Consider the following 24,034-nt stretch of genomic DNA (forward strand, 5'->3'; position numbering starts at 1 on the left):
TCCAAAAAAAATAAAACCAAATGGTTTCATGTCAAGTGATTACCATTCAATCTGTTCTGGGTAGTTCACATTAAAACGTAAATCATGTATAGCACTTTTTGTTTTACTAGCTTCCGCAATTACTTTTTTCTTGATAGCCTCATATTCGCCATTTTCCATTACGATATTTTGGACGATTGAAGAAAAAGATTTAGTTCGTTGCTCTTTAGTCATCTCAATATAAGATAGATTTAACATATCAATATACTGAATTGCATATTCTTCTACAGTTGTTTCTGGTGAATAAACAGCACTAAGTATTACTGCATACTCTTCGTTTGTTAATATATCCTTCCATGCTTCCGAAATAAGTGCTTGGAATTTGCGAACATTTACAATATGCAAATCAAAATCATTCGCAAATTCGTATTTTTTATATAACTGGATAAAATCATTTAAGGCAATAAATGAGAAAACTAGCTCAGGCCACAAAATCTCGGTAGAGTAATAAATATTATTTTCTGGAGCTATAAAGTCATGGGATTTCATCATTTCTTTGTGTAAGCCATTTGCTACAAAATCAATATTGCGATTTCCTTGATAGGCATAACGTATTTCGGATGTCACACCTAATAAACGCATTCGAGCTCCTTGCCAGTCCATATATCGATCTTCTTTTCCCGTCAGATGATGTATTGCAGAGCAAAGCTCATCTAAATCCCAAAAATCACCACTAATTAATACGCCCGTCATATTTTCCGTGCTTTTTAACGCAAGCATATTCTCCACCTCCTAAGGTTCTATTACCTTTTTGGTGAATAGTTAAGCGTAGAAAACAATTCTTTTTTCTCTAAATCGGTCAATTCTCTCCATTCTCCAATAGATAGACCTTCTAATGTTATATTCATAATACGAATACGTTGTAATCTCTTCACAGTAAATCCTAGTGCAGAACACATTCTTCTTATTTGTCTGTTTAAACCTTGTGTAAGAGTTATATTAAAAGTATTTTGACCAACTTTTTTTACTTTTGCGGGTAGTGTTTTCGTTCCTAAAATATTTACACCAGAAGCCATTTTTTCAATGAATGAATCGGTTATTCTTTCATTTACAGTAACAATATATTCTTTTTCATGTTTATTTTCAGCCCGTAATATTTCATTCACTATGTCTCCATCATTCGTCAGCAAAATTAATCCATCCGAATCTTTATCTAAGCGGCCAATATGAAAAATACGAAGTGGGTGATTGACAAAATCGACAATATTACCTTTTACGTGACGTTCTGTTGTGCTGGTGATACCGACCGGTTTATTCAAAACGAGATACACTAATGGTTGTTCAACGGCAATCGGTTTTCCGTCTACACGCACGTCGTCTCCAGCTTCCACTTTACTTCCAAGTTCAGCCATCACTCCATTGATAGTTACTCTACCATCTGTTATCCATTTATCTGCACCACGTCTTGAGACAATTCCAGCTTCACTTAAAAATTTATTAATGCGCATCCTAAAACACCTACTTTTCTTGTTAGAATGATTATAACAAAACTTGAAACTATTTTAGAGTAAAGCGCGTAAAAAAGAAAAGGAGTGATTGACTATGACGATTAATCAAAAAATAGAAGAGACATTCAACACTTTAAAAAAATTATTAAGCTGGGGTGTTGATAAACGTGTCACTCTCTCGCTTGCTGGTTATTATGTGACTCTAGATAAAGAACTAAATGAAAGTAGATTCAAGGAAATAGAGATCGTTATTAAAAAGAAAGCGGGTATATTCTCTCCATTACGTTCTCACTTAAACCCGCTTTTCATTGCTACATTAGATGTAGCAGGCCAAGAGCCACAACAAGCTGTAGATTTATTATTAGAGAAGATAGAAGCATTAAAAAACTCTTCCTTTAAAGTAAATAGTTATACTTATTTAGCAGCTTTATTGATGTCAGATGACAAAGTAAACTGGGCAGAGGAAATGGAACGGGCTAAACAGCTAATGGCGGATATGAAAAAGCACCATCGGTTTTTAACATCAACAGACGATTATCCCTATGCCATGTTTTTAGGGAAATTAAATGGAGATACCGCTGTCCGTGCAGAAACGATGAATCGCTACTATCAGGAGCTTAGAAATTATAAATTCTACTCCGGAAATGAACTACAATGGATGTCGCAGGTACTAACGTATACAAATGCTAAATATGAGGAAGACTTGGTGAAACGAGCAGTCATTATTCGAGATGGATTAAAAAGTGTAAAGATAAAAACATCAGCCCCTCAATATCCTATGATTGGATTTATGGCGGCACTGAAAATGAATGAAGAACAACTACAAGCAATAGTTACAACATATGAATCACTCGCGAGTATGAAACTATTTTCTTGGTATAAGGATAGTGCTCTATCTATCGCTCTTGGATGGGAAATGAGAGCTTCCAAAGACACTTATGCTACTGCGGCCATCTCAATGGCAACATCGCTTGAAATGCTACTTCAAGCACAACAGGCAATGATGATTTCAATGATCGCTGCTTCAAGTGCCGCAGCTTCATCTTCGAACTCTTAATGATCTTCATGCTATACTATAACTGATATGCTTTACGAAAAAACGGTAGAGCAAATAAAGAAAATTTTGAGGAGTAATACATGATGAACACAAATCCAATGAGTCAATCTAGAACTATACAAACCCACTTGATCCTTCCGCCTGATACAAATCATCACCAAACTATTTTTGGTGGACGGGTACTTGCATTTATCGATGAGATCGCAGCGATTTCGTCCATGAAGCATGCGCAAGGTGCAGTGGTAACTGCTTCAATAGACTCTGTTGATTTCCTTTCTTCTGCAAAAGTAGGGGATGTATTGGAGTTAGAGGCTGTTGTTTCAAATACAGGTCGTTCATCTATGGAAGTTTATGTTCGAGTGACGTCAATGAATTTAATAACTGGAGAAGAACAACTTACAACGGAGTCTTTTGTAACAATGGTTGCAGTAGATGAAAATGGTAAGCCTGTTTCTGTACCGGGTATTCATCCTGAAACAGAAGAAGAAACTCGTTTATTTGAATCAGGTCCTGCTAGACGTATCCATCGTAAACAGCGATTAGAGATGAATTACTAATTGATAAGGATGTGAATATATGCTTAAACAAATAGATGAATTTTATAAGTATATTATGATCACGCTGCTCGTTGTATATTTAATAAACTACGCGTATTTTGGCGAGGTTACTATCACATTCACAATTATAGCACTTGCTATTGTTCTTGAAATAATTAGGCAAAGACACCATATTAAACAGCTCACCTATGCACAGCTTTCTATTATTGGAGTAGTGCTTATAGCGGGTATTGCAGGTATTATTTATTTATTTGTCTTATTCAGCATTTTTATAGTTCCTCTAAGTTTGCCAACTGCAGTAGAGGACCTATTACTAATTGCTTTTGCGCTTATTAGTTTATATGTATTAGGATATTTCTTGAAAAAATTATACGTTCGTGCAATTGAAAAACACTAAAAAACCTTTAGAAGTCCCTTAAAATAGGTCTTCTAAAGGTTTTTTTCTTTAGATCAAGATTCAATCCCTTACTTTGGAATGCTTTATCATAATGAAACCATTTCAAATGTTCATTCGTAAGCATAAAAGAAGGAGTGATGGGCTATGCAACATATATACGAACGTGCTGCAAAATATACAAAGCTAGGATCTATACTAATATTTGGCCTATACATAGTTTTAGTAGTTATTTTTAGAGATGTACTGTTGTACGATTTTGAGACTCATTTTTTAATAGGATTTACGTTTTTTATATTGTTTAGTACTTCTTTTGTCATTCAAAATGCTGCAGACAAATTACCGAAAGAGCAGCAAATAGATAGTGAATATTATTCTGCTGAATTTCCCATAAAAGAACTTAATTTTCAAAGGGATGTATCTTTTATTCCAGTTACCTACTTAGTTTCAGGAAGAGGAGAACGTTTATATAAGATTGAACCTGCTAAGGATCATGGAGTTAAGAAGATGCTATCTGCATTTGAGATCTTTCAAAAGGGAATGTTGATACCCATTACATACCATTTAAAAACAATTGATGATAGCATAGTCAGTCAATTCACTTTGAAAAATAAACTAAAATTTATGCAGATAAAAGTTTATGACCACACAAAAAACCATTTATCCACTGTTGTCATGCCTCCTTTTTCAGTTAAAAATAGAGCCATTATTTTTAATGCGAACAATGAGAAGATACTGCAAATGGAAGCAAAAAGTATGTATGGAGATATTGATGTCGATGATTCCAATGGAAAACGGTTAGCTACGTATCGTTTTGGAATTTTTCCTTATGCAACTCATCCTGCATTTGAAATACAAGCAGTAAACGTGCATGTGTCGCTTGCACATGACTTGACCCATGCTCAAAAACTCACTTTTACTGCATTATTTTACTATTGGACTGGTAACGTAAAATAAAAAAGGAGCTGACACTACGACGTCAGCTCTTTTTTAGTTTTTAAATAGAGAAAACCAGCCTTTAAATTTAAACCAAGCAAGCATGGAAAGAGCAATAACAACGATCAATCCCATCACGACAAAATAACCATATTTCCACTCTAGCTCAGGCATATACGCAAAATTCATTCCGTATACTCCTACGATAAATGTCAATGGAATAAAAACGGTGGATACAATCGTTAAAATCATCATAATTCGATTCATTCGACTAGAGTTAATCGACATATGACTGTCTCTAATATCTGCAGTGAGTTCTCGATTAGATTCAATCATTTCCGTGAGCTTTAGCAAGTGATCATAAATGTCTCCAAAATATGCACGTTCAGAGTGTTGTAAATTTATTCGTTCGGAATTCATAATACGGTACAATAAGTCCCGCATTGGTATCACTGTTCTACGTAATCTAAGCAAATCACTACGTAAGTCAAAAACTTGATCTATAGATAAATGTCTCATATCTGAAGAAAGCTTGTCTTCTACTTCATTCAAATAATCCTCAATTTTATAGACGATTGGAAAATAAGCATCCACTACTTTATCGACGATATGATAGGTTGCATGCATGGCACCACGTTCCCAGCCTTCTGAATTTCGAATAATGCGTTCTCGTGCTTGAGCCAATTCATGCATAGGTGGAAAGTGGAATGTGACAACATAATCCTTTCCAACAAAAATATCTAGTTCTTCCGCTTCTAACGTTTCTTCATTAATGGTATGTAGAACATAAAAAGCATACCCATCATAATGGTCTAACTTTGGACGTTGAAGTCTTAGTAAACAGTCTTCTATTGCTAGCGGATGGAAATGGAAAAAAGAGCTAAGAAGATTCTCTTCTTCTTGAGAAGGTTCTCCAATATCAATCCAATACCATTCAAACGTTTTATTTTTAATATCATGGAGAGGAAAATCACATATTATTTCGTGAGCGGTTGTAATGCCCATCGTTTGAATCATATCAAAACCTCACTTTTACATTGAATGCATGTTGCCATTATCTCATATTCGCATACTTCCATCAAAACACACCTCATAATATTTAACCTATAAATTATTTATAATGACTGGAAAAGTTTGATTAAATAAAAAATAGTATTGACATATATAATTTCTATCTGTATAGTGGGTATTAATCAAATATAACAACTTTCTTATCAAGAGAGGTGGAGGGACTTGGCCCTAGGATACCTCAGCAACAGGCATTTTTGCACTGTGCTAATTCCAAAAGCTTTTAGGCTTGAAGATAAGAAGAGAATAATCACTTAACGACGTGTAAACCTCTTCTTGTTTCTAAGAAGAGGTTTTATTTGATTTAAAGGGCTATATGGAAAGAATTTTTGCTTTGGTTTCACCTCGTTCACTTCAGTTACCCATTCGTAAGAAGTGCATCGAGTTAAATATAAAACTTCTTTTTTGAAGATCCCATTTGATCAATAGAGAAAGAAAGTATTTATTTTACACCACACAGAGTTTTGAACTAATCTACCCCCTTGTCTATATACTGGCAAAGGGGTTGATTAGTTATTCGGGTTCATTTTTATTTGCAATTAACTGAGGTGTTTGTCTAGTTTCTATAGCCTGCTTTTGCATTTACTAATATAAGTGCAAGAAGGAGGTGAATTTATCGTGAACCAATATCATCATAGACCTTGTCATTCATGCCATCAACCTCAAGTATCCCCATGGCAACAACCACCTGCGCAGCCAATTGTATGTCCACCGCAATATCGTGTACGTGATTCCTTTATACCGAGAATGCAACCTGTAATTCATCCAATCGTTAATGTGAATCGCGAGCATATTGTAAATGTTCCACAGCATTACTTTACAGAGACTAATCGAAACGTAGTTGTGAATCCACCCCTACAAGCATACCCATATCCGCAAGGAGGATTCCAACAACCATTCCAACGTCCTTTCTTCGGTCCTCGTTACTAAGGATATTATTGTTAGCTACGGAATCGTAGGAGCAATGAATTTAACTGCGACGAGCAAGTGAAACGGCGCAGGAGCAAACGAACTTAACTGCGACGAGTAGCAACCGCAACGCAGGAGCAACGAACTTAACTGCGACGAGTAGCTATGCTACGCAGAAGCAAATGCCTTTTTTAAAAGCGCATTTGCTTTTTTTGTGTGTAAAATCCTTAATCTATTACCTTGATTTAAATTTTTTGTTAATGTTCGCATTACTCACCGAATCCGTGTATTTACCAAAAAAAAGGACATTATAAATATTTAGACATATTGTAATTTTCTATATATTTTGATAAAGTTATATTTATTTTGATGGGTGAAATGATTAAGGGGGATGGAAATGAAGCTTTTTCTTTCAATTGATATGGAAGGAATCACAGGTTTGCCGGATTATACTTTTGTGGACTCCAGTAAGCATAATTATGAACGTGCTCGCCGTATAATGACACAAGAGGCAAATGCAATTGTAGAAGGTGCTCTATCTGTAGGTGTAAAAGAGATTTTAGTTAATGATAGTCACTCTAAAATGAATAATATTTTAGTAGAAGAGCTGCATCCAGAAGCTTCTTTAATAACGGGAGATGTGAAGCCGTTTTCGATGGTGCAGGCATTAGATGAATCTTACCTTGGTGCAGTATTTGCTGGTTATCATTCGAGAGCAGGACAACCTGGAGTAATGAGTCACTCGATGATATTCGGAGTTAGAAATATGTATATAAACGATGTAGAAATTGGTGAACTGGGATTAAATGCATATGTAGCAGGGCACTTTGGTGTACCAGTTATTATGGTTGCAGGCGATGATGGTGCGTGTAAAGAAGCTGAGGCACTGATTCCTGGAGTTGTCACTGCAGTAGTGAAAGAGTCTATCTCAAGATCAGCGGTTAAGACATTGCATCCACAAAAAGCACATGCACTATTGAGAGAAAAGGTAGCTGTAGCGATTAGTAATAGAAATCAAATCAAACCGCTCACCCCTCCTAAAAATCCAACATTACGTATTGAATTTGTTAATTATGGTCAAGCGGAATGGGCGGCACTTATGCCTGGTTGTGAAATTATAGAAGGAACGACAATAGTTAAGTTCGAGGCAAAAGATATATTAGAAGCATACCGGGCGATGCTTGTAATGGTAGAGCTAGCAATGCAAACGAAATTTTGTTAAGGGGGGAGTTTGCTTATGGCGAAATATATTATTAAACGTTTTATTATGATGATTGCTACGATTCTTATCATTGCTACCGTAACCTTCATATTAATGCATTCGGTTCCAGGGTCTCCATTTGAAGGAGAAAGGACATCTAATCCTACGATTCAAGCAAACTTAGAAAAGTTTTACAAACTTGATGAACCGATGCATGTTCAGTATTTGTATTATTTAAAGTCGATTGTGACATTTGACTTTGGACCATCGATTAAAAAGCCGAATGACTCCGTAAATGAATTACTTGCAAGGGGATTCCCAATATCTTTTGAGTTGGGAATGGTTACGATACTAGTCGCTTTAATATCTGGAATTATCTTAGGGACGCTTGCTGCACTCCGGCACAACGGAATAATTGACTACTTAGCAATGACTTTTGCCGTTGTAGGGATTTCTGTCCCGAATTTCGTGCTAGCAACCTTACTTATTCAACAATTGGCAGTAAACTTGGAGTGGTTTCCAGCGGCTACTTGGAGCAGCCCGATACATATGATATTACCTACTTTAGCTCTTGCAACAGGTCCTACAGCAATAATTGCACGATTAACGAGATCTAGCATGCTCGAAGTATTGACTCAGGACTATATAAAAATGGCCCGGGCAAAAGGTCTTTCACCGGTGAGAATCGTCGTGCGACATGCGTTAAGAAATGCCCTTATGCCGGTTGTAACTATTTTAGGAACAATGCTTGCTGGTATATTAACAGGGACTTTTGTTATTGAGCGGATATTTGCCATTCCAGGAATGGGAAAATACTTCGTAGAGAGTATTAACAACCGAGATTATCCGGTTATTATGGGGTCTACAGTTTTCTATAGTGCGTTTCTCGTATTCATGTTGTTTCTTGTAGATATTGTATACGGATTTCTAGATCCACGAATAAAATTACACCGTAAAGAGGGGGATGCGTAATGACAAACCCACAAAATGTGGTTTCCCCACAAAATGTACAGGACGAGTGGTTTAGACCAAAACCAAAAAATCAAGAAAAAGCGGAGGCTGTTGTAAGGCCGTCGTTATCTTATTGGAAAGATGCATGGCGCAGACTCCGTAAAAATAAACTTGCAATGGGCGGGCTAATATTTCTTATTTTACTTACGCTCTTTGCCATATTTGGTCCAATTTTTTCTCCTTATTCAGTAACAGCCACTGATTATCCTAGTCAAAATCAGGCGCCTTCTGCTGCCCATTGGTTTGGCACGGATGAGGCAGGTCGTGATGTATTTACTAGGACATGGTATGGTGCTCGAATCTCTTTATTTGTAGGAGTAATGGCAGCCCTTATCGACTTTTTCATTGGAATTATTTATGGCGGTTTGAGTGGATATAAAGGTGGACGAACGGATGCAGTAATGATGCGTATAGTAGAAGTGCTTTACGGATTGCCGCATTTGTTGGTTGTTATTTTACTAATGGTTGTAATGGGGGCGAGCTTAACCACTATTATTGTTGCACTTACGGTGACAGGGTGGGTAGGTATGGCTCGTATTGTTCGAGGACAGGTACTTCAAATAAAAAACTATGAATTCGTGACCGCCTCCAAATCCTTTGGTGCAAAGACTTCTAGAATTTTACGCAAAAACCTCCTGCCGAACACAATGGGTCCGATTATAGTTCAAATGACGCTTACTGTTCCAAGTGCTATTTTTGCAGAAGCATTTCTAAGCTTTTTAGGATTAGGAATTGCTGCTCCCTTTGCAAGTTGGGGTGTTATGGCAAATGATGCATTGCCTGTAATTTTATCGGGGCACTGGTGGCGTTTATTATTTCCAGCACTTTTCATTTCCCTGACGATGTTTGCTTTTAATGTATTGGGAGATGGTTTACAAGATGCACTTGATCCAAAATTGAGGAGGTAGCTGTAGGTGAATGACATAAAACAAAAAATCTTACAAGTGGATAACTTACAAGTTTCTTTCCGCACTTTTGGAGGGGAAGTAGAGGCCATTAGAGGTGTAAGTTTCGATTTATATAAAGGGGAGACACTTGCAATTGTAGGTGAATCTGGGTGTGGTAAAAGTGTTACTTCCAATGCAATTATGGGGTTAATTCCACAACCGGCTGGAATCATTAAAAATGGGAGTATTGTTTTCAAAGGGAAAGATTTGACTAAATTGTCTAAAGCGCAGCTTAGAAAAATACAGGGTGTTGACATCTCGATGATATTCCAAGACCCTATGACAGCGTTAAATCCTACAATTTCCATTGGAGAGCAACTGACGGAAGGACTACGGACGCACCAAAAAATAGGGAAGCAAGAAGCAAAAAAGAAAGCAATTGAGATGTTAAATCTTGTAGGGATTCCAAATCCTGAAGAACGATTAAAGCAATTTCCCCACCAGTTTTCAGGTGGTATGCGTCAGCGAATAGTGATTGCAATTGCACTTATTTGCGATCCAGAATTATTGATCGCGGATGAGCCGACAACAGCATTAGATGTGACGATTCAAGCGCAGATTTTAGAGCTATTTGAAGAGATTCAAAGAAAAACGGACATATCAATTATATTAATCACACATGATTTAGGGGTTGTGGCAAAGATTGCAGACAGAATAGCGGTTATGTATGCAGGGAAAATTGTGGAGATCGGTGATAAGAGAGAAATCTTCTATACTCCAGAGCATCCATATACTAAAGGATTATTAAATTCGGTACCGCGACTAGATCTGGAGGAAGAAGAATTACAACCAATAGAAGGTACTCCACCTGATTTATTTTCACCACCAAAGGGGTGTCCTTTCACTGCCCGTTGTGATTATGCAATGGAAGTTTGTGAGCATGCGTATCCATTTACGGCCAGATTATCCGAAGCCCATGCGGTGGATTGCTGGCTTCAAGATGAGCGGGCGAAAGTATTATTAGAACAAAGATAGGATTGGATGAGAGCGCGAAAGTGCATTCACATATACAATAAAGGGGGAACTAGAATGAAAAAGTGGTTATCATTGTTTGTATTAGCATTTTTGGCATTAGTGCTATCAGCTTGTACAGCAAACAAAAATGCAGGAGAAGAAAAACCTGCAGAGACAACAACAGAGGAAGAAAACGAAGAAGTAGAAGTAGCTACAGAAAAAATACTCTATCTAAATAACGGAAACGAGCCGACCTCGTTTGACCCATCCGTAGGGTTTGATGCAGTATCTTGGAATGCATTAAATAATCTGATGGAAGGATTAGTAAGACTTTCAAAGGATCATATTGCAGAGCCGGCTACGGCTGAGAAAGTAGATGTATCAGAAGATGGTTTGACATATACATTTACAATTCGTGAGGATGCTAAATGGTCTAATGGAGACCCTGTGTTAGCAAGTGACTTCGTATATGGCTGGTTGCATATGTTAAATCCAGAAACTGCCTCTCCTGCAGCTTTTCTTGCATATTTTATAGAAGGAGCAGAGGCTTACAATAATGGAGAAGGTACTGCTGATGCAGTAGCAATAAAAGCGTTAGAAGAAAAAGTGTTCGAAGTAAAATTAAATGCACCTACAGAGGCATTTTTGAATATTATTACAAATCCAAGCTTTTTCCCGGTAAATGAAAAAGTGGCGACGGAAAACCCAACGTGGTTTACAGAAGCAGACACATTTGTTGGAAACGGGCCATTTAAATTGGCATCATGGGAACATGATGTAAGCTTCTCGTTTGCAAAAAATGAAAACTATTGGGATGCAGGTTCTGTTAAGTTAGACAAAGTGGAATGGGCGATGGTAGATGACTCTAATACGGAATATCAAATGTACGAAACTGGAGAACTAGATGTCTCTGGTGTTCCATCTGAACTTGCAGATAAGCTAATGAGTGATCCAGAGCTTAAAAATGAGGATCAAGCAGGTTTATACTTCTATCGTTTTAACGTATCACAAGAGCCTTTTACAAACAAAAAAATTCGCCAAGCATTTGGCTTAGCGGTTAACCAACAAGAAATCGTGGAATTTGTAACGAAAAATGGTGAAAAGCCAGCAGAAGGATTTGTACCATATGGTTTCATTGGTCCAGATGGAAAAGAGTTCAGAGAAACTGCAGGTAAATTGACTGGTTTTGATGCAGAAAAAGCAAAAACATTATTAGCTGAAGGTATGGCTGAAGAAGGATATACAGCATTACCTGAAGTGGTCTTAACATACTCTACAAGTGACGTTCATAAAAAAATTGCTGAAGCTCTTCAAAGTAAGTTCAAAGAAGTATTAGGGGTAGATGTGAAGCTGCAAAACGTAGAAGCTAGTGTATTCGCTGCGGAGCAAAAAGAATTTAAATACCAATTATCACGTTCATCTTTCTTATTTGACTATGCTGATCCAGTAAACGCATTAGAAAGCTTCATAACTGGTTCTTCTATGAATCGTACAACATGGTCAAATCCTGAATATGATAAATTAATTACTGATATTAAAAATGAAACGGATGAAGCTAAACGTTGGGAAATGTTAATCCAAGCAGATGCAATGTTAATGGAAGAAATGCCAGTTTTCCCAGTACATTATTACAACCAAGTAACACTTGAAAAGTCCAATGTATCTGGTATCGTTAGACATCCGGTAGGTTATATGGATTTAAAATGGGCAGATAAAGAGTAAAAAGTATAAGCGCCTAAATTTTGTAATGAAGGATGCGGTGCTCAAAGTAGTGCCGCATCTTCTATATTAAGGAGATTACCTATATGAAAATTCGACCGAAAAGATTGCAAAAAGGAGATACAATTGGCATTATTGCTCCTTCCAGTCCTCCTAATCTAAAACAGCTAAACAATTCACTAGCATTTCTAGATGAATTAGGCTTGTCTTATCAAATGGGGAAAAGTGTAGAAAACGTGTATGGTTATCTTGCTGGTAATGATGAAGATAGATTAGAAGATTTACATGAAATGTTTGCTAACCCGGACATCGCCGGAATCATTTGTGCTGGTGGAGGTTATGGTTCTGCTCGGTACACAGATAAAATAGATTTTCAATTAATGAATGAACACCCTAAAATTTTCTGGGGCTACTCAGATATTACTTTTTTACATACAGGGATGAATTTATATTCCAATATCGTCACTTTCCATGGACCAATGCTAGCTTCTGATGTAGGGAAATCTACTTTTTCTGATTTATCCAGAAAAATGTTTCAACAGCTATTTGAGCCAATGGAGCTGCACTATACATCAGCCATTTCTCCTTTAACTAGTGTTTCGGGGGGAGTAGCCCGAGGAGAGTTAACAGGTGGTAATTTATCGCTACTTGCAAGTGGAATAGGGACCAAATACGAAGTAGACACAAGAGATAAGATATTGTTAATAGAAGACATTGGGGAAGAACCATACCGAGTAGACGGTATGCTCAATCAGCTTCGACAAGCAGGCAAGTTGGATGAGGCAGCTGGTTTTGTCATTGGAGACTTTAATGATGCAGAGCCTAAAAAACGCAAAGTTTCCTTGTCTTTAGATGAAGTGCTGGATCACTATTTAGGTGGATTAGGAAAGCCCGCAGTGAAAGGCTTCAACATTGGACATTGTGAGCCACATTTTGCAGTTCCGCTTGGTGCCGAGGCTCAGCTGGATGCAGAAAACTTATCACTTATTATCCTTCCAGGTGTGGAATAAGGAGGACTTCTGGTTGATTATACAATCTATTGAAACATGTGATGTAGCAGTTCCACTAACAAAACCTTTTAAAACAGCGCTACGTACTGTTACTACGGCTTATTCCATTTATGTTAAGGTCACTACGAGTGAAGGGCAAATCGGTTATGGCGAAGCGCCTCCTACACATGTCATCACGGGAGAATCGATGGACAGTATTCGGTATGCTATCAATGAAATATTAGCGCCTCAGCTAATAGGGATGAATCTATTAGAAAGTGAATTGATTTTTCATAAATTGAACACCTCTCTTGTAAGAAATACGAGCGCGAAAGCTGCAGTTGATATGGCTATACACGATTTACTTTCACGTCAATTCGGACTTCCTTTGTATCAATTTCTAGGAGGGTATCGAAGTACACTCGAAACGGATTTTACAGTTAGTGTAAATCAACCAACAGAAATGGCAGATGATGCCGAACGATATGTAAAAGAAGGGTTTAACATACTGAAAGTTAAGGTTGGTATTGGAGAAATAAAGGATGATATTGATCGTATACATGCAATTCGAGAAAGAGTAGGAGATGGACCAAGGCTAAGACTTGATGCAAACCAAGGATGGAATGCAAAAGAAGCCGTGCGTGCAATCCGAAACATGGAGGATGCTGGTCTTGCTATCGAATTTGTAGAGCAGCCTGTTCCCGCTCATGATATAGAGGCATTAAAATATGTAACCGACCGAACGGATACACCAATCATGGCTGACGAAAGTGTATTTTCAGTACATGATGCCAAAAGGGTTTTAGAAATGCGTGCTGCAGATTTGATTAATATTAAGCTGATGAAATCAGGCGGCATATATAACGCCAAAAAAATAAATACACTTGCAGAAGCAAATGGTGTTGCATGCATGGTAGGCAGTATGATTGAAACAAAAATAGGTATTACAGCTGCTGCTCATTTTGCTGCAAGTCATCCAAACATTCAATACTTTGACTTTGATGCACCACTAATGCTAGCAAAGGATCTTGTTCTTGGAGGGGTCATTTACGAAACGAGTAAAATGAAGTTTTCCAATGAAAATGGACTGGGAATATCACGAGTCAAAACAGAATAGGGGGCTTATGAATGACAACAGAAGCAAATGGATGGGTTTGTTCTGTGAAGGTAGCTACTGTTTGGACAGAACCGGCTTCTGTCAGAGATTTAGATGCACCAGCAATTGCAAATCCTGTTTTATTAGTTGAATGGCTTGAAGCATTACCTTATAAAGAAAGACTTGCACTTTGTAATGAAAACAGAGTACAAACGCAACTTTTATATGGTGAGCCTGTACTTATAGAAAAAGTCGAAGGAGATTGGGCTAAAATTATAGCTATATGGCAGTCTTCTAAAAAGGATTCTCGTGGATATCCTGGTTGGATACCTTTATCACAACTAGCAAAACAAGAGCGAGTTGATGTAAAAGGTGTTGCTCGTGTGTCCTCCATGAAAGCTCCGTTACTGGACATGAATGAGCAACCGCTGCTTGTACTACCATTTAATGCGATAATTCCAGTTATTTCAGAGGATGCAACCTATTTTCAAGTTCAAACCCCTCATGGTAAAGCATTGATTCAAAAAAAGCATGCAGAATTTGCTGAAACGATGGAGCAATTTCCTCGACAATCCGCAGAAGATGCGGTGGATTTAGGCGAGCTTTACTTAGACGTTCCTTACTTATGGGGAGGTATGTCTCCTTATGGTTATGACTGTTCAGGATTCTCATACAATATGTTGAAGGCTTGTGGTTATTTAATTCCGAGAGATGCGAGTGACCAAGCAGTTAGTGGGGAAGAAGTTCCTCTTCATGATATCTCTTCATGGAAAAAGGGTGATTTAATCTTTTTCGCAAATGATGAAGGGAAAGGATCTGTGCGTCATGTTGGATTTTATTATGGAAATGGACAATTACTTCATTCTCCATCCACCGGACAAACAGTTGAAATTTTAGTATTAAAAGGTTCTAAGCTTGAGAAGGAAATTTGTGCAGTAAGAAGATTTGCCGTATAGGGGGGATTTAGATGGCAGAAAAAGTTCTTTTGTCCGTACAGGATTTAAAGCGTCATTTTGAGATAGGGCACGGCCAAACTTTAAAAGCTGTAGATGGAATTAGTTTTGATATTGTGAAGGGTGAAACTTTTGGTCTTGTTGGGGAGTCTGGTTGTGGAAAATCTACTGCAGGAAGAACAATTTTAGGGTTATATAACAAAACGGAAGGAAACGTTTTGTTTGAAGAAAAGAATGTGCATACGATGATTGACAGGGAACGTAAAGACTTTTTGAAAAAAATGCAGATGATTTTCCAAGATCCATATGCATCGTTGAATCCACGGTCAACGGTATTAGAAATTATTTCAGAACCTATGGAAATACATAATTTGTATAAAACAAGAGAAGAGTTAAAAAATAGAGTGTATGAGCTATTGGAAGACGTAGGTCTGAATAGAGATCATGCAAACCGCTATCCACATGAATTTTCTGGTGGTCAAAGACAGCGAATTGGAATAGCTCGTGCTCTGGCGCTAGATCCTGAATTCATTATTGCAGATGAGCCGATTTCTGCGCTTGATGTTTCCGTACAAGCCCAAGTAGTGAAGCTGCTTCAACGGTTGCAAAAAGAAAAGGGACTAACGTATTTATTTATAGCTCACGACTTATCAATGGTAAAATACATTTCAGATCGTATTGGGGTCATGTATTTAGGTCATATGGTTGAACTGACAACAAGTAATCAGTTATATGATAATCCACTACATCCATATACTCAGGCATTATTATCTGCAATCCCAATTCCAGATCCAGATATTGAAGAATCAAGACAACGAATTCTATTAAAAGGGGAGCTTCCTAGTCCTATAAATCCGCCATCTGGATGTGTATTCCGAACTCGTTGTGCCCATGCTATGTCTATTTGTGCAGAAGAAAAGCCAGCCTGGAAGGAACAAGAACCAGGCCATTTCGTGGCATGTCATTTATATAATTAAAAAGACTATAGAAATTTGACTTTACTAAATAATGTCGTCCGATAAATAAGAAAATCGTTGAAACGGCTCCCTTTCCGCGGGCGTTGCCTTAGCCTCCTCGCTACGCTGCGGGGTCTTCGGCTAACGCTGTTCCCGCAGGAGTGTCACCTTTTTCAACGATTTTCTATAATACTAATTGAAAAAATTTAAGTGATAAAAACATGCCGGTGGAACGCGTCCGCCTGGAACGTAAACTAACGGATCCAAAATAAAAACGAGTATGTGAACAATTTGTCGTTCACATACTGTTATGACATTTCATTGAGAATCTTTTCAGTGTCCTCAGCATATTAGCGAAGGAAGGCTAAGAGGTGCCTCTTCAAATGGAAGGCTATCTAAGTTCGCCGCGTCCTGCGGCAAGCGGGCGGTTAGCTTCGGAAAACCGGATCTATCCTATTTAAAAATAAATTCGAGTTTGTCTTTAGTTTCAAGCGTCTGCGCATGCAGATGCTTTTTTTACATTATTTCTTAAAGCAAGTCCATCCGCCGAATAACGTTGTAGAAAAAAACTTTGTTATACGTACAAAACCAGCCTCTTGCAGTAATCCTACAATTGTTTCTTCAGGCAAATATGAAAGAGAAAGAATGTCCTGTACCATTGCTTCGACTTCTTCAAAGGATAATTTAGTTGTATCAAGCCAGTAACTTTTCCATAGTTTCAAACGTTCCTTGAACTCATCGCTAGTAGGCTCTCCATATTTACTGATTAAAACGAACGGAGCTCCATTTTTTAATCTAGCGTATGTCTCTTGGAGTGTTTTTAATTTTTCTTCATATGCATGAATGAAATGTAAGACTAAAATACACGTTGCAGCATCAAAATTAGTTATACCTTCCACGTCTTCCACAGTACCTTGTAATAATTTAACTCGATTGTTTACTCCAGCTTCTTTGCATTTTTCTCTTGCGACTGACAGCATCGTCTCAGATGGGTCCACCCCTATAAACGTCCATCTTGGATTTTTCAAGCTAAAACTAGTCACTTCATTGCCACCGCCAGCTCCCACAACTAATATGTTTGCATCTTCCACGGTGTTTGCTCTTAAAAATGTTTGAATCAATCGAAGCATCGGATCATAGGTAGGTAGTGCCCTTCTAATTCCACTATCATATTGCTTGGCAAGTGTCTCATCGAATTCCATTTTCATCCCTCCTAATTTGAACTTTACCATAATTTAAAAAAGATGCTATAACTGTTTGACAATTATTTTACTACTAGTGTATTATGTAACTAGTACACTAAGACTGGGGAGGAAAAAAATGAGTCAATGGAAAGGATTGCTTTGGAAAGAGTGGATCATTTATAAAACATTTGTTTACTTAGCAATCATTGTAGGTACGCTTGGGATATTAGTAGGACCATTATTAATTCAAAGAATATTTAATGTAGAACAAAATTTTGGTATACATGTTCTCATAGTATCAGCCATCTTGGGTTTTTTTCATGTTATGGGAATGTTATTTTTATTTTTTTCAAGTTTAGAACGAGACATGAAAAGACCAGATATTTGGTTTCATACTCCAGCATCTTCGTTTAAATTAGTTGGAGCAAAATTATTTTCTGTGTCGCTGTTTACTCTATTGTCGCTAGCTTGCAGTGGTGTAGTGACTACAATAGCAAGTTTGTTGTTTTCGGAATTTAACGTAATACCAATTTCTACTGTGATGAAATTAGAAATCGGACTGATCATCGCAGTTTTATTTTCAACGATTACATTCACCATTGGTATTTTTGCTATGTGGGTTGTTGCACGTTTGATACGCCCAATCAATGTTGCCTTTTCAAACGTTATAGCAGTCATTTTATATTTTTTTGGTTTTCATAATTACTCTAAATTTGTGGAGTCCAATATCTACAAAACATTAACTGACTACGGAGAAGTAAATCTTCCTGAAATGAGTCTAGGTGAAGTGTCTTCTAAAGATTTCTATATGACTTACCAAGTAAGCAATAACATTTTTATGGGTGAAATAGTATTTGAGATCCTCTTTTTTACATGTTTATTTATTGTCTCCGTATATGCTTTTGATAAGAAAGTGAGAGGATAAATGATAATGGACTTTTTACCTGATAAACCAATATATCAACAAATTATGGAAAGAATTTTTGGGGATTTATTGAAGGGAAACGTAAAGCCAGGGGATCGTTTACCTTCTGTTCGAGAATATGCACTAGAATTTGGCGTCAATGCAAACACGATGCAAAGGGTGTATAAAGAATTGGAACTGATGCACCTTACAGAAACTAAGCGAGGGCAGGGGACATTTGTGACAGAGGATATAAAGCGATTAGAAGTACTTAGAGAAGAAATGATGAAGAGTTTAGTAACAAACTTTATACATCAAATGGAGTCTTTTGGGTTTACTGAACAAGAAGTGATTGTTCAGCTATCGAAAAGGGGCAAGGGTGAAAATGAATGATTCAGTTAAATGAAGTTACAAGAAAATACGGGAAAAAAGAAGCGGTTAAGAATGTTACTGTAACTTTTCCAAAAGGTCGGATAATTGGTTTGGTAGGAGAGAACGGTAGCGGAAAGTCTACATTATTAAAAATGATGTCAGGAGTTGCGTTGCCACAACATGGAAAGGTTACACTTGATGGGGTAAATGTTTCACATAAAACTGCAAATTATGTAGCGTATCTGCCTGATGCAGATGAGATTTATCCATATTTTACAGTTAAACAATTATTTCGATACTATGATTCGCAGTTTACTGATTTTAACTACAATAAAGCATGTATAGTGGCACAATTTTTAGAGGTTGATTTGAATGCATCGCTGAAAAAGCTTTCAAAAGGGAACAGAGGTCGTGCTAAAATCGCTGCAACTCTTGGGAGAGAAGTGGATTACTATCTGTTAGATGAACCGCTATCTGGCTTAGATCCTATGGTGAGACAATCGATCATTAAAGGATTCATCCAATTTGTAGATACGGAATCACAAACAATAATTTTATCTACGCACGAGTTAAAAGATGTGGAGCCTATTTTAGATGATATCGTCGTATTACGTAATGGGACTATTATTGCTAATGAGTCAGTGGAAGCTATTCGTGAGATACAAAGAATAGATATTACGACGTGGATGACACGTTTATTCAGGGAAGGTGAGATCGATGGAAACAAAGCCAATAGTTAAACTTCAAAATGTAACGAAAGTAATTGGGAAAAAGAAAATTATTGATGATCTTAGTTTAGATTTGTTGCCAGGTCAAATTACTGGATTTTTAGGTCCAAATGGAGCTGGTAAAACAACGACCATTCGAATGATGACAGGACTCATGAAGCCTACATCTGGAGAGGTTTACATTGATGGGCAAGCAATTTCAACAAATTTTGAAGAGTCGATGAGCAAAGTCGGTGTAATAGTTGAAAATCCGGAAATGTATAAGTTTATGAGTGGTTATAAAAATTTAGTTCATTTTGCGCGAATGAACAAAAATGTAACAAAAGATCGAATAGACGAAGTAATTGCTCAAGTAGGCCTTCAAAATAGAATTCATGAGAAAGTATCCACTTATTCACTCGGTATGCGTCAACGCCTAGGTCTTGCCCAGGCACTTTTGCATCGACCGAAATTCTTGATATTAGATGAGCCTACAAATGGGTTAGATCCAGCTGGAATACGTGAATTCCGTATGTATTTACGTAAAATAGCTTTAGAAGATGGCGTTTCTATTTTTGTTTCTAGTCACTTATTAGCTGAAATAGAATTAATGTGTGATAGAATTGCTGTCATTCAAAATGGAAAACTAATTTCTATTAAAGAAGTAAAGGGAGAACAAGAATCGCATTATTATGTGGAAGCTACTCCAAAGGAGCAGGCACTAGCATTCTTTGCTTCTAAAAACCTAAATGCTGATGCTTATGAAAATGGCTATCTACTTCCAATAGAAACGAGCGAAGTACCTTCTTTAGTTGAAGAAATGGTATCAAACGGTTTGCAAATTTATGACGTGCATCCACATAGAAAAACATTAGAAGATCAATTTTTAGAAATGACAGGAGGTGGGCAAATTGCTGAATCTCATAAAAAATGAGTGGCTAAAGCTTTGGAGTAAAAAATCTACTTGGGTAATGGTAGTGCTCATAGCGGTATTAATGATAGGGTCTGCAGGCATGGCAAAGTGGATGGATAGTCAAATGGGGTCTACGGATAATTGGAAGCAAGTTTCACAAACTCAAATTAAGTCTTTGGAAGAGCAAATGGCTGTTCCCAATTTGCCTAGTGATGAAAAAGAAAGAATAGGAGACCAATTGGCAATTGAGAAACATCGATTGGAGCATGATGTTGCCCCAGTTAGTAAAAATAGTGTAACCGGATTTATTAATTCAGTACCTGGTTATATTTCGTTCATTACTCTATTTACGGTAATTGTTGCTGCTGGAATTGTAGCATCGGAGTTTTCTCAAGGGACGATCAAAATGCTATTAACAAGACCGGTGAAAAGGTGGAAGATTCTAACTTCCAAACTTTTGACTGTTGGGATATTTGCCATTGTTTTGTCTGGAATAATGCTGACTTTTGGAGTAATTGGAGCGTATATTTTCTTTGATTCTGTTCCTGGAACAAGTTTAGAAGTACTAAATGGTCAAATAGTGGAGGTTTCTTTCTGGGGGAGACTTTTCTTGTTAATTGGACTGTCGCTTATAGATGTTTTTGTAATCGGAGCGCTTGCATTTATGATTGGCTCCGTATTTCGTTCGAGTTCTCTTGCAATTGGGATATCTATTTTCCTTATGTTTATGGGTGTAAATATAACTTATATGTTGTCGCTGAAATTTGAGTTTCCAAAGTATATATTGTTTGCGAATACTGATTTAACCCAATATATAGGTAACGCTCAACCGATGATAGAAGGGTCAACTATGTCATTTTCAATCACCGTAATTTTGATATATGTGCTAGTTTTTCTAGTTATCAGTTACTGGTCATTCACGAAACGCGATGTAACTGCATAAAATGTTATTGACATATTAGTAATTCTTATTGTATTCTGAAAATAACTTAAGGAAAGGAGTGAGGCATTATGGCAAGTGTATATACAAATCAACGAATCGGTAAGTTCATGATGTCCCACTCTATGTGTTTCTAATTGTAAAACGAATATGCTTTTCATTTGCATTCAACACTGCAAATATTTTTCGTAAACTTTTTGATGCGCTTCTTTACTAATGACCGGGAAACCATGATTGCTGATTCGTGCAGTCATGGTTTTTTTTATTGTCTAGCTCTAGTCGCCGATTGACGAGCGACTAGCGCTTTTAAAATTAGGAGGAAGCAAAATTGAATTTAATTGAAAAATATGGTTGGACGAATAAATGGGAAGAAAAAATCACGGTAAAAGGAATTGCGGGCCGTGTGTTACTAGAACACAAAAATTTATATCGTGTAGTTACAAATGAAGGGGAATGGCTATGTTCTCTATCTGGAAAATTTAAATTTGATCATGATCGAGAGGCATTTCCAGCAGTTGGTGATTGGGTCGTACTTGAGCAAATGCCTGGCGAAGAAAAAGGAATCATTCAAGAAGTGCTTCCACGTATTTCGCAGTTTTCCAGAAAAATGGCGGGCATGACAACGGATATTCAATTAATCGCGGTTAATGTGGATTATGTATTTCTTGTAATGTCACTCAATCACGATTTCAATGTCCGAAGATTAGAGCGTTATCTATTGGCAGCGTGGGATTCAGGTGCTACACCGGTTGTAGTACTTACAAAAAAGGATACTTGTGATGACCTGGCCTATTATATAAATGAAGTGGAATCTGTAGCTTTTGGAGTAGATATTTTTGCCGTGAGTAGCGTCAATGGTGAAGGAATAGACGAACTTTCCTTACTGCTTTCAGATGGTAAAACAGGAGCTCTATTAGGATCCTCTGGTGTGGGTAAATCTTCTTTAATAAATGCTTTATCTGGAGAAGAAGTAATGGCAGTTAGCGACATTAGGGAAGATGATAGTAAGGGCCGCCATACAACTACACACCGAGAATTGTCATTGCTTCCGAGTGGTGGCCTTCTAATAGACACACCCGGGATGAGAGAATTCCAGCTATGGGAAAGTAGTGAAGGTGTAAGTGCAAGTTTTAAAGATATTGAAGAATTGGCAGATGAATGCCGCTTCCGTGATTGTAAACATCAAAAAGAGCCAGGATGTGCAATACGAGAAGCAATTTCGACGGGCTCCCTAAAAGAAGACCGATATAAAAGCTATGTTAAACTATTAAGAGAGCTTGCACATATCGAAAGGAAAAATGATATCGTAGCTCGAAAAGTAGAACGAGATAAATGGAAGCAAGTAACGAAAATACAAAGAAGTAATCATAAGAAGAAAAATTGATTGCTTTTAAAGGAGTTTTAATGTGATACAGATCCTTTTTCACCAAGAGGAAAAAGTTGCTGAGGAGATTTTAGAAATTCAACTACTTGCTTATAAAATTGAGGCAGAGCTGATAGAATTTGATGGAATTCCTCAGCTTCAGGATTCTATTCATGACATAATTATGTCAAAGGAAATTTTTATCGGATATTATGAAGAGATGCAGTTGACCGGCTTTATATCATTTATGAACACTGACGAACTTATAGATATTTGCAGACTCGTTGTACATCCGAACTTTTTTCGTAAAGGAATTGCATCCGCATTATTAAAGCATGTGTTAGAAATCAAAAAAGAAAATCAGCGAGTTGAAGTTTCAACTGGAGCAAAAAATACCCCTGCTATTCAGCTATACGAACGTTTTGGATTCAATAAAATAAATGATATTGAAATAGAACCGAACTTCTTTATTACACAGTTAATTTACAAGTGAAATATTTATGGAATATAAGTCGTGGCTTTGATACAACCTAACTACTAACCAATCCGGTTAGTAGTTTCAGACTGTTGACAAACGCTTTCATTCTTCGTTGCTGGCACCTCGTTGTAAGCTCATGAACCTAAGTTCTATTCGCTTCCGCCTCGGTGCTCCTGCGCGAGCTCGTCGCAAAGTGCCTTTGCTGGCGCGCGGGCCAACACGAAGTGGGTCATGCGACCGTTGCGACATGGATGTCGCGACCTTAGGTAGCCTCGACTGACAAGCGTTTTCAAGTCAGTCTGAAGTGACACCTTCGAAATTTGAACTTGTCCGCATCCTAACTACTAACCAATCCGGTTAGTAGTTTTTTTGTTGTTTTTGATACGAATCGTATCAATTGCACATCTAAATATTTCTCGTTATAATATAGTCAAAGTTAGTCAAAGTCAGTTTGCGAGAAGAGGTGAGAAGATGAAAAATATATCTGACATTATTGAAGGTTATTTGAAGTCAATTATAGAAGAAGAGAGTAAGGGGCAAATTGAAATAAAAAGAAGCGAAATTGCTGAAAAGTTTCAATGTGTTCCATCACAAATAAACTATGTGATTAATACTCGATTTACCCAAGATCGCGGTTATTTAGTAGAAAGTAAGCGTGGTGGTGGGGGATATATTCGAATTCTCCGCGTACGTGCGCATAACAAGGCTGATTTGATTGAGCATATAATACAAAGCTTACAAAATGGTGCATCTGAGTCGATGACGGAAGATATTGTATTTCGATTAATCGATGAAGAAGTCATTACAAAACGAGAAGCAAAACTTATTTTAGCGGCGATGGATCGTACGACTCTTTCGATTCCGCTTCCTGCAAGAGATGAATTGAGATCTCGTATTTTAAGAGCCATGTTATTAACGATAAAATATGAAAAAAAGTGA

26 protein-coding genes and 1 riboswitch are annotated in these 24,034 nt (G+C 37.3%); of the genes, 22 read left to right on the plus strand and 4 right to left on the minus strand.

Going from position 1 to position 24,034, the window contains the following annotated elements; translation table 11 throughout:
- Positions 1-39: 39 nt before the first annotated feature.
- A complete protein-coding gene (locus AM499_RS16680; protein ID WP_053591261.1) occupies positions 40-759 on the minus strand; it encodes a DUF6904 family protein in 720 nt (239 codons plus the stop codon).
- A 23-nt stretch (positions 760-782) separates the two neighbouring features.
- Positions 783-1,487, minus strand: coding sequence for a 23S rRNA pseudouridine(2604) synthase RluF (gene rluF, locus AM499_RS16685; RefSeq protein ID WP_053591262.1), 705 nt, complete (start codon positions 1,485-1,487; stop codon positions 783-785).
- A gap of 94 nt (positions 1,488-1,581) precedes the next feature.
- On the opposite strand from rluF, the gene AM499_RS16690 reads away from it, so the two are divergent.
- The 4 genes from AM499_RS16690 (at position 1,582) to AM499_RS16705 (ending at position 4,452) form a co-directional block, all read left to right on the plus strand.
- Complete coding sequence (locus tag AM499_RS16690; RefSeq protein ID WP_053591263.1) at positions 1,582-2,544, plus strand: DUF4003 family protein; 963 nt, start codon at positions 1,582-1,584, stop codon at positions 2,542-2,544.
- An 80-nt stretch (positions 2,545-2,624) separates the two neighbouring features.
- Entirely contained in the window at positions 2,625-3,101 is a 477-nt protein-coding gene (locus AM499_RS16695; RefSeq protein WP_053591264.1) for an acyl-CoA thioesterase, read from the plus strand.
- Positions 3,102-3,120: 19 nt separating this feature from the next.
- Positions 3,121-3,498, plus strand: a complete 378-nt coding sequence (locus tag AM499_RS16700) for a hypothetical protein (RefSeq protein WP_053591265.1) — start codon at positions 3,121-3,123, stop codon at positions 3,496-3,498.
- Positions 3,499-3,642: 144 nt separating this feature from the next.
- On the plus strand, positions 3,643-4,452 hold the full coding sequence (locus AM499_RS16705) for a hypothetical protein (RefSeq protein ID WP_053591266.1): 810 nt from the start codon (positions 3,643-3,645) through the stop codon (positions 4,450-4,452).
- A 33-nt stretch (positions 4,453-4,485) separates the two neighbouring features.
- Here the strand turns inward: AM499_RS16705 and corA are convergent, their stop codons facing one another.
- Positions 4,486-5,448, minus strand: a complete 963-nt coding sequence (gene corA / locus AM499_RS16710; RefSeq protein ID WP_053591267.1) for a magnesium/cobalt transporter CorA — start codon at positions 5,446-5,448, stop codon at positions 4,486-4,488.
- Between the two features lie 191 nt (positions 5,449-5,639).
- A riboswitch (SAM riboswitch) is annotated at positions 5,640-5,741 on the plus strand.
- 376 nt (positions 5,742-6,117) lie between these two features.
- Between corA and AM499_RS21885 the strand changes: the two genes are divergently transcribed.
- The 10 genes from AM499_RS21885 (at position 6,118) to AM499_RS16760 (ending at position 16,255) form a co-directional block, all read left to right on the plus strand.
- Entirely contained in the window at positions 6,118-6,429 is a 312-nt protein-coding gene (locus tag AM499_RS21885) for a hypothetical protein (RefSeq protein ID WP_197275675.1), read from the plus strand.
- Between the two features lie 376 nt (positions 6,430-6,805).
- Positions 6,806-7,630 (plus strand): M55 family metallopeptidase, encoded by an 825-nt coding sequence (locus AM499_RS16720; protein ID WP_053591268.1) that lies wholly within the window; start codon positions 6,806-6,808, stop codon positions 7,628-7,630.
- Between the two features lie 15 nt (positions 7,631-7,645).
- Positions 7,646-8,581 (plus strand): ABC transporter permease, encoded by a 936-nt coding sequence (locus AM499_RS16725; protein ID WP_053591269.1) that lies wholly within the window; start codon positions 7,646-7,648, stop codon positions 8,579-8,581.
- Positions 8,581-9,528, plus strand: a complete 948-nt coding sequence (locus tag AM499_RS16730; protein ID WP_053591270.1) for an ABC transporter permease — start codon at positions 8,581-8,583, stop codon at positions 9,526-9,528. Before AM499_RS16725 ends, AM499_RS16730 begins: the two co-directional genes overlap by 1 nt.
- A gap of 6 nt (positions 9,529-9,534) precedes the next feature.
- Positions 9,535-10,542: an ABC transporter ATP-binding protein gene (locus AM499_RS16735; protein ID WP_375220060.1), complete on the plus strand. Its 1,008-nt coding sequence runs from the start codon at positions 9,535-9,537 to the stop codon at positions 10,540-10,542.
- A 54-nt stretch (positions 10,543-10,596) separates the two neighbouring features.
- The gene (locus AM499_RS16740) at positions 10,597-12,243 is read left to right on the plus strand and encodes a peptide ABC transporter substrate-binding protein (protein ID WP_053591271.1); all 1,647 of its coding nucleotides are present in this window, start codon (positions 10,597-10,599) and stop codon (positions 12,241-12,243) included.
- A gap of 83 nt (positions 12,244-12,326) precedes the next feature.
- Positions 12,327-13,250 carry a S66 peptidase family protein gene (locus AM499_RS16745; protein ID WP_053591272.1) on the plus strand — a complete coding sequence of 308 codons (924 nt, stop codon included), beginning with the start codon at positions 12,327-12,329 and terminating at the stop codon, positions 13,248-13,250.
- Between the two features lie 13 nt (positions 13,251-13,263).
- Positions 13,264-14,346, plus strand: coding sequence for a mandelate racemase/muconate lactonizing enzyme family protein (locus AM499_RS16750; RefSeq protein WP_053591273.1), 1,083 nt, complete (start codon positions 13,264-13,266; stop codon positions 14,344-14,346).
- Positions 14,347-14,357: 11 nt separating this feature from the next.
- A complete protein-coding gene (locus AM499_RS16755) occupies positions 14,358-15,281 on the plus strand; it encodes a C40 family peptidase (RefSeq protein ID WP_053591274.1) in 924 nt (307 codons plus the stop codon).
- Positions 15,282-15,292: 11 nt separating this feature from the next.
- Positions 15,293-16,255, plus strand: coding sequence for an ABC transporter ATP-binding protein (locus AM499_RS16760; RefSeq protein WP_053591275.1), 963 nt, complete (start codon positions 15,293-15,295; stop codon positions 16,253-16,255).
- 500 nt (positions 16,256-16,755) lie between these two features.
- Here AM499_RS16760 and AM499_RS16765 read toward each other — a convergent pair whose 3' ends face one another.
- Positions 16,756-17,436, minus strand: a complete 681-nt coding sequence (locus AM499_RS16765) for a class I SAM-dependent methyltransferase (protein WP_053591276.1) — start codon at positions 17,434-17,436, stop codon at positions 16,756-16,758.
- A gap of 118 nt (positions 17,437-17,554) precedes the next feature.
- Between AM499_RS16765 and AM499_RS16770 the strand changes: the two genes are divergently transcribed.
- The 8 genes from AM499_RS16770 (at position 17,555) to AM499_RS16805 (ending at position 24,034) form a co-directional block, all read left to right on the plus strand.
- Positions 17,555-18,343 carry a hypothetical protein gene (locus tag AM499_RS16770; RefSeq protein WP_053591277.1) on the plus strand — a complete coding sequence of 263 codons (789 nt, stop codon included), beginning with the start codon at positions 17,555-17,557 and terminating at the stop codon, positions 18,341-18,343.
- 6 nt (positions 18,344-18,349) lie between these two features.
- Positions 18,350-18,715, plus strand: a complete 366-nt coding sequence (locus AM499_RS16775; protein ID WP_442853774.1) for a GntR family transcriptional regulator — start codon at positions 18,350-18,352, stop codon at positions 18,713-18,715.
- Positions 18,712-19,434 carry an ABC transporter ATP-binding protein gene (locus AM499_RS16780; RefSeq protein ID WP_053591279.1) on the plus strand — a complete coding sequence of 241 codons (723 nt, stop codon included), beginning with the start codon at positions 18,712-18,714 and terminating at the stop codon, positions 19,432-19,434. The genes AM499_RS16775 and AM499_RS16780 overlap by 4 nt, the downstream gene beginning before the upstream one ends.
- On the plus strand, positions 19,412-20,335 hold the full coding sequence (locus AM499_RS16785) for an ABC transporter ATP-binding protein (protein WP_053591280.1): 924 nt from the start codon (positions 19,412-19,414) through the stop codon (positions 20,333-20,335). Before AM499_RS16780 ends, AM499_RS16785 begins: the two co-directional genes overlap by 23 nt.
- On the plus strand, positions 20,304-21,257 hold the full coding sequence (locus AM499_RS16790; protein WP_231687482.1) for an ABC transporter permease: 954 nt from the start codon (positions 20,304-20,306) through the stop codon (positions 21,255-21,257). The genes AM499_RS16785 and AM499_RS16790 overlap by 32 nt, the downstream gene beginning before the upstream one ends.
- 325 nt (positions 21,258-21,582) lie before the next feature.
- Positions 21,583-22,638: a ribosome small subunit-dependent GTPase A gene (gene rsgA, locus AM499_RS16795; protein WP_053591282.1), complete on the plus strand. Its 1,056-nt coding sequence runs from the start codon at positions 21,583-21,585 to the stop codon at positions 22,636-22,638.
- A gap of 22 nt (positions 22,639-22,660) precedes the next feature.
- Positions 22,661-23,110 carry a GNAT family N-acetyltransferase gene (locus tag AM499_RS16800; RefSeq protein ID WP_053591283.1) on the plus strand — a complete coding sequence of 150 codons (450 nt, stop codon included), beginning with the start codon at positions 22,661-22,663 and terminating at the stop codon, positions 23,108-23,110.
- 456 nt (positions 23,111-23,566) lie between these two features.
- Positions 23,567-24,034 carry a CtsR family transcriptional regulator gene (locus tag AM499_RS16805; RefSeq protein ID WP_053591284.1) on the plus strand — a complete coding sequence of 156 codons (468 nt, stop codon included), beginning with the start codon at positions 23,567-23,569 and terminating at the stop codon, positions 24,032-24,034.

The sequence above is a fragment of the Bacillus sp. FJAT-22090 genome (assembly GCF_001278755.1).
Classification (GTDB): domain Bacteria; phylum Bacillota; class Bacilli; order Bacillales_A; family Planococcaceae; genus Psychrobacillus.

Bases quoted from the DNA above. Each gene is read 5' to 3' on its own strand.
- AM499_RS16680 (WP_053591261.1), bottom strand. From the start codon at position 759: ATGCTTGCGTTAAAAAGCACGGAAAATATGACGGGCGTATTAATTAGT.
- rluF (WP_053591262.1), bottom strand. From the start codon at position 1,487: ATGCGCATTAATAAATTTTTAAGTGAAGCTGGAATTGTCTCAAGACGT.
- AM499_RS16690 (WP_053591263.1), top strand. From the start codon at position 1,582: ATGACGATTAATCAAAAAATAGAAGAGACATTCAACACTTTAAAAAAA.
- AM499_RS16695 (WP_053591264.1), top strand. From the start codon at position 2,625: ATGATGAACACAAATCCAATGAGTCAATCTAGAACTATACAAACCCAC.
- AM499_RS16700 (WP_053591265.1), top strand. From the start codon at position 3,121: ATGCTTAAACAAATAGATGAATTTTATAAGTATATTATGATCACGCTG.
- AM499_RS16705 (WP_053591266.1), top strand. From the start codon at position 3,643: ATGCAACATATATACGAACGTGCTGCAAAATATACAAAGCTAGGATCT.
- corA (WP_053591267.1), bottom strand. From the start codon at position 5,448: ATGATTCAAACGATGGGCATTACAACCGCTCACGAAATAATATGTGAT.
- AM499_RS16720 (WP_053591268.1), top strand. From the start codon at position 6,806: ATGAAGCTTTTTCTTTCAATTGATATGGAAGGAATCACAGGTTTGCCG.
- AM499_RS16725 (WP_053591269.1), top strand. From the start codon at position 7,646: ATGGCGAAATATATTATTAAACGTTTTATTATGATGATTGCTACGATT.
- AM499_RS16730 (WP_053591270.1), top strand. From the start codon at position 8,581: ATGACAAACCCACAAAATGTGGTTTCCCCACAAAATGTACAGGACGAG.
- AM499_RS16740 (WP_053591271.1), top strand. From the start codon at position 10,597: ATGAAAAAGTGGTTATCATTGTTTGTATTAGCATTTTTGGCATTAGTG.
- AM499_RS16745 (WP_053591272.1), top strand. From the start codon at position 12,327: ATGAAAATTCGACCGAAAAGATTGCAAAAAGGAGATACAATTGGCATT.
- AM499_RS16755 (WP_053591274.1), top strand. From the start codon at position 14,358: ATGACAACAGAAGCAAATGGATGGGTTTGTTCTGTGAAGGTAGCTACT.
- AM499_RS16760 (WP_053591275.1), top strand. From the start codon at position 15,293: ATGGCAGAAAAAGTTCTTTTGTCCGTACAGGATTTAAAGCGTCATTTT.
- AM499_RS16765 (WP_053591276.1), bottom strand. From the start codon at position 17,436: ATGGAATTCGATGAGACACTTGCCAAGCAATATGATAGTGGAATTAGA.
- AM499_RS16770 (WP_053591277.1), top strand. From the start codon at position 17,555: ATGAGTCAATGGAAAGGATTGCTTTGGAAAGAGTGGATCATTTATAAA.
- AM499_RS16775 (WP_442853774.1), top strand. From the start codon at position 18,350: ATGGACTTTTTACCTGATAAACCAATATATCAACAAATTATGGAAAGA.
- AM499_RS16780 (WP_053591279.1), top strand. From the start codon at position 18,712: ATGATTCAGTTAAATGAAGTTACAAGAAAATACGGGAAAAAAGAAGCG.
- AM499_RS16785 (WP_053591280.1), top strand. From the start codon at position 19,412: ATGGAAACAAAGCCAATAGTTAAACTTCAAAATGTAACGAAAGTAATT.
- AM499_RS16805 (WP_053591284.1), top strand. From the start codon at position 23,567: ATGAAAAATATATCTGACATTATTGAAGGTTATTTGAAGTCAATTATA.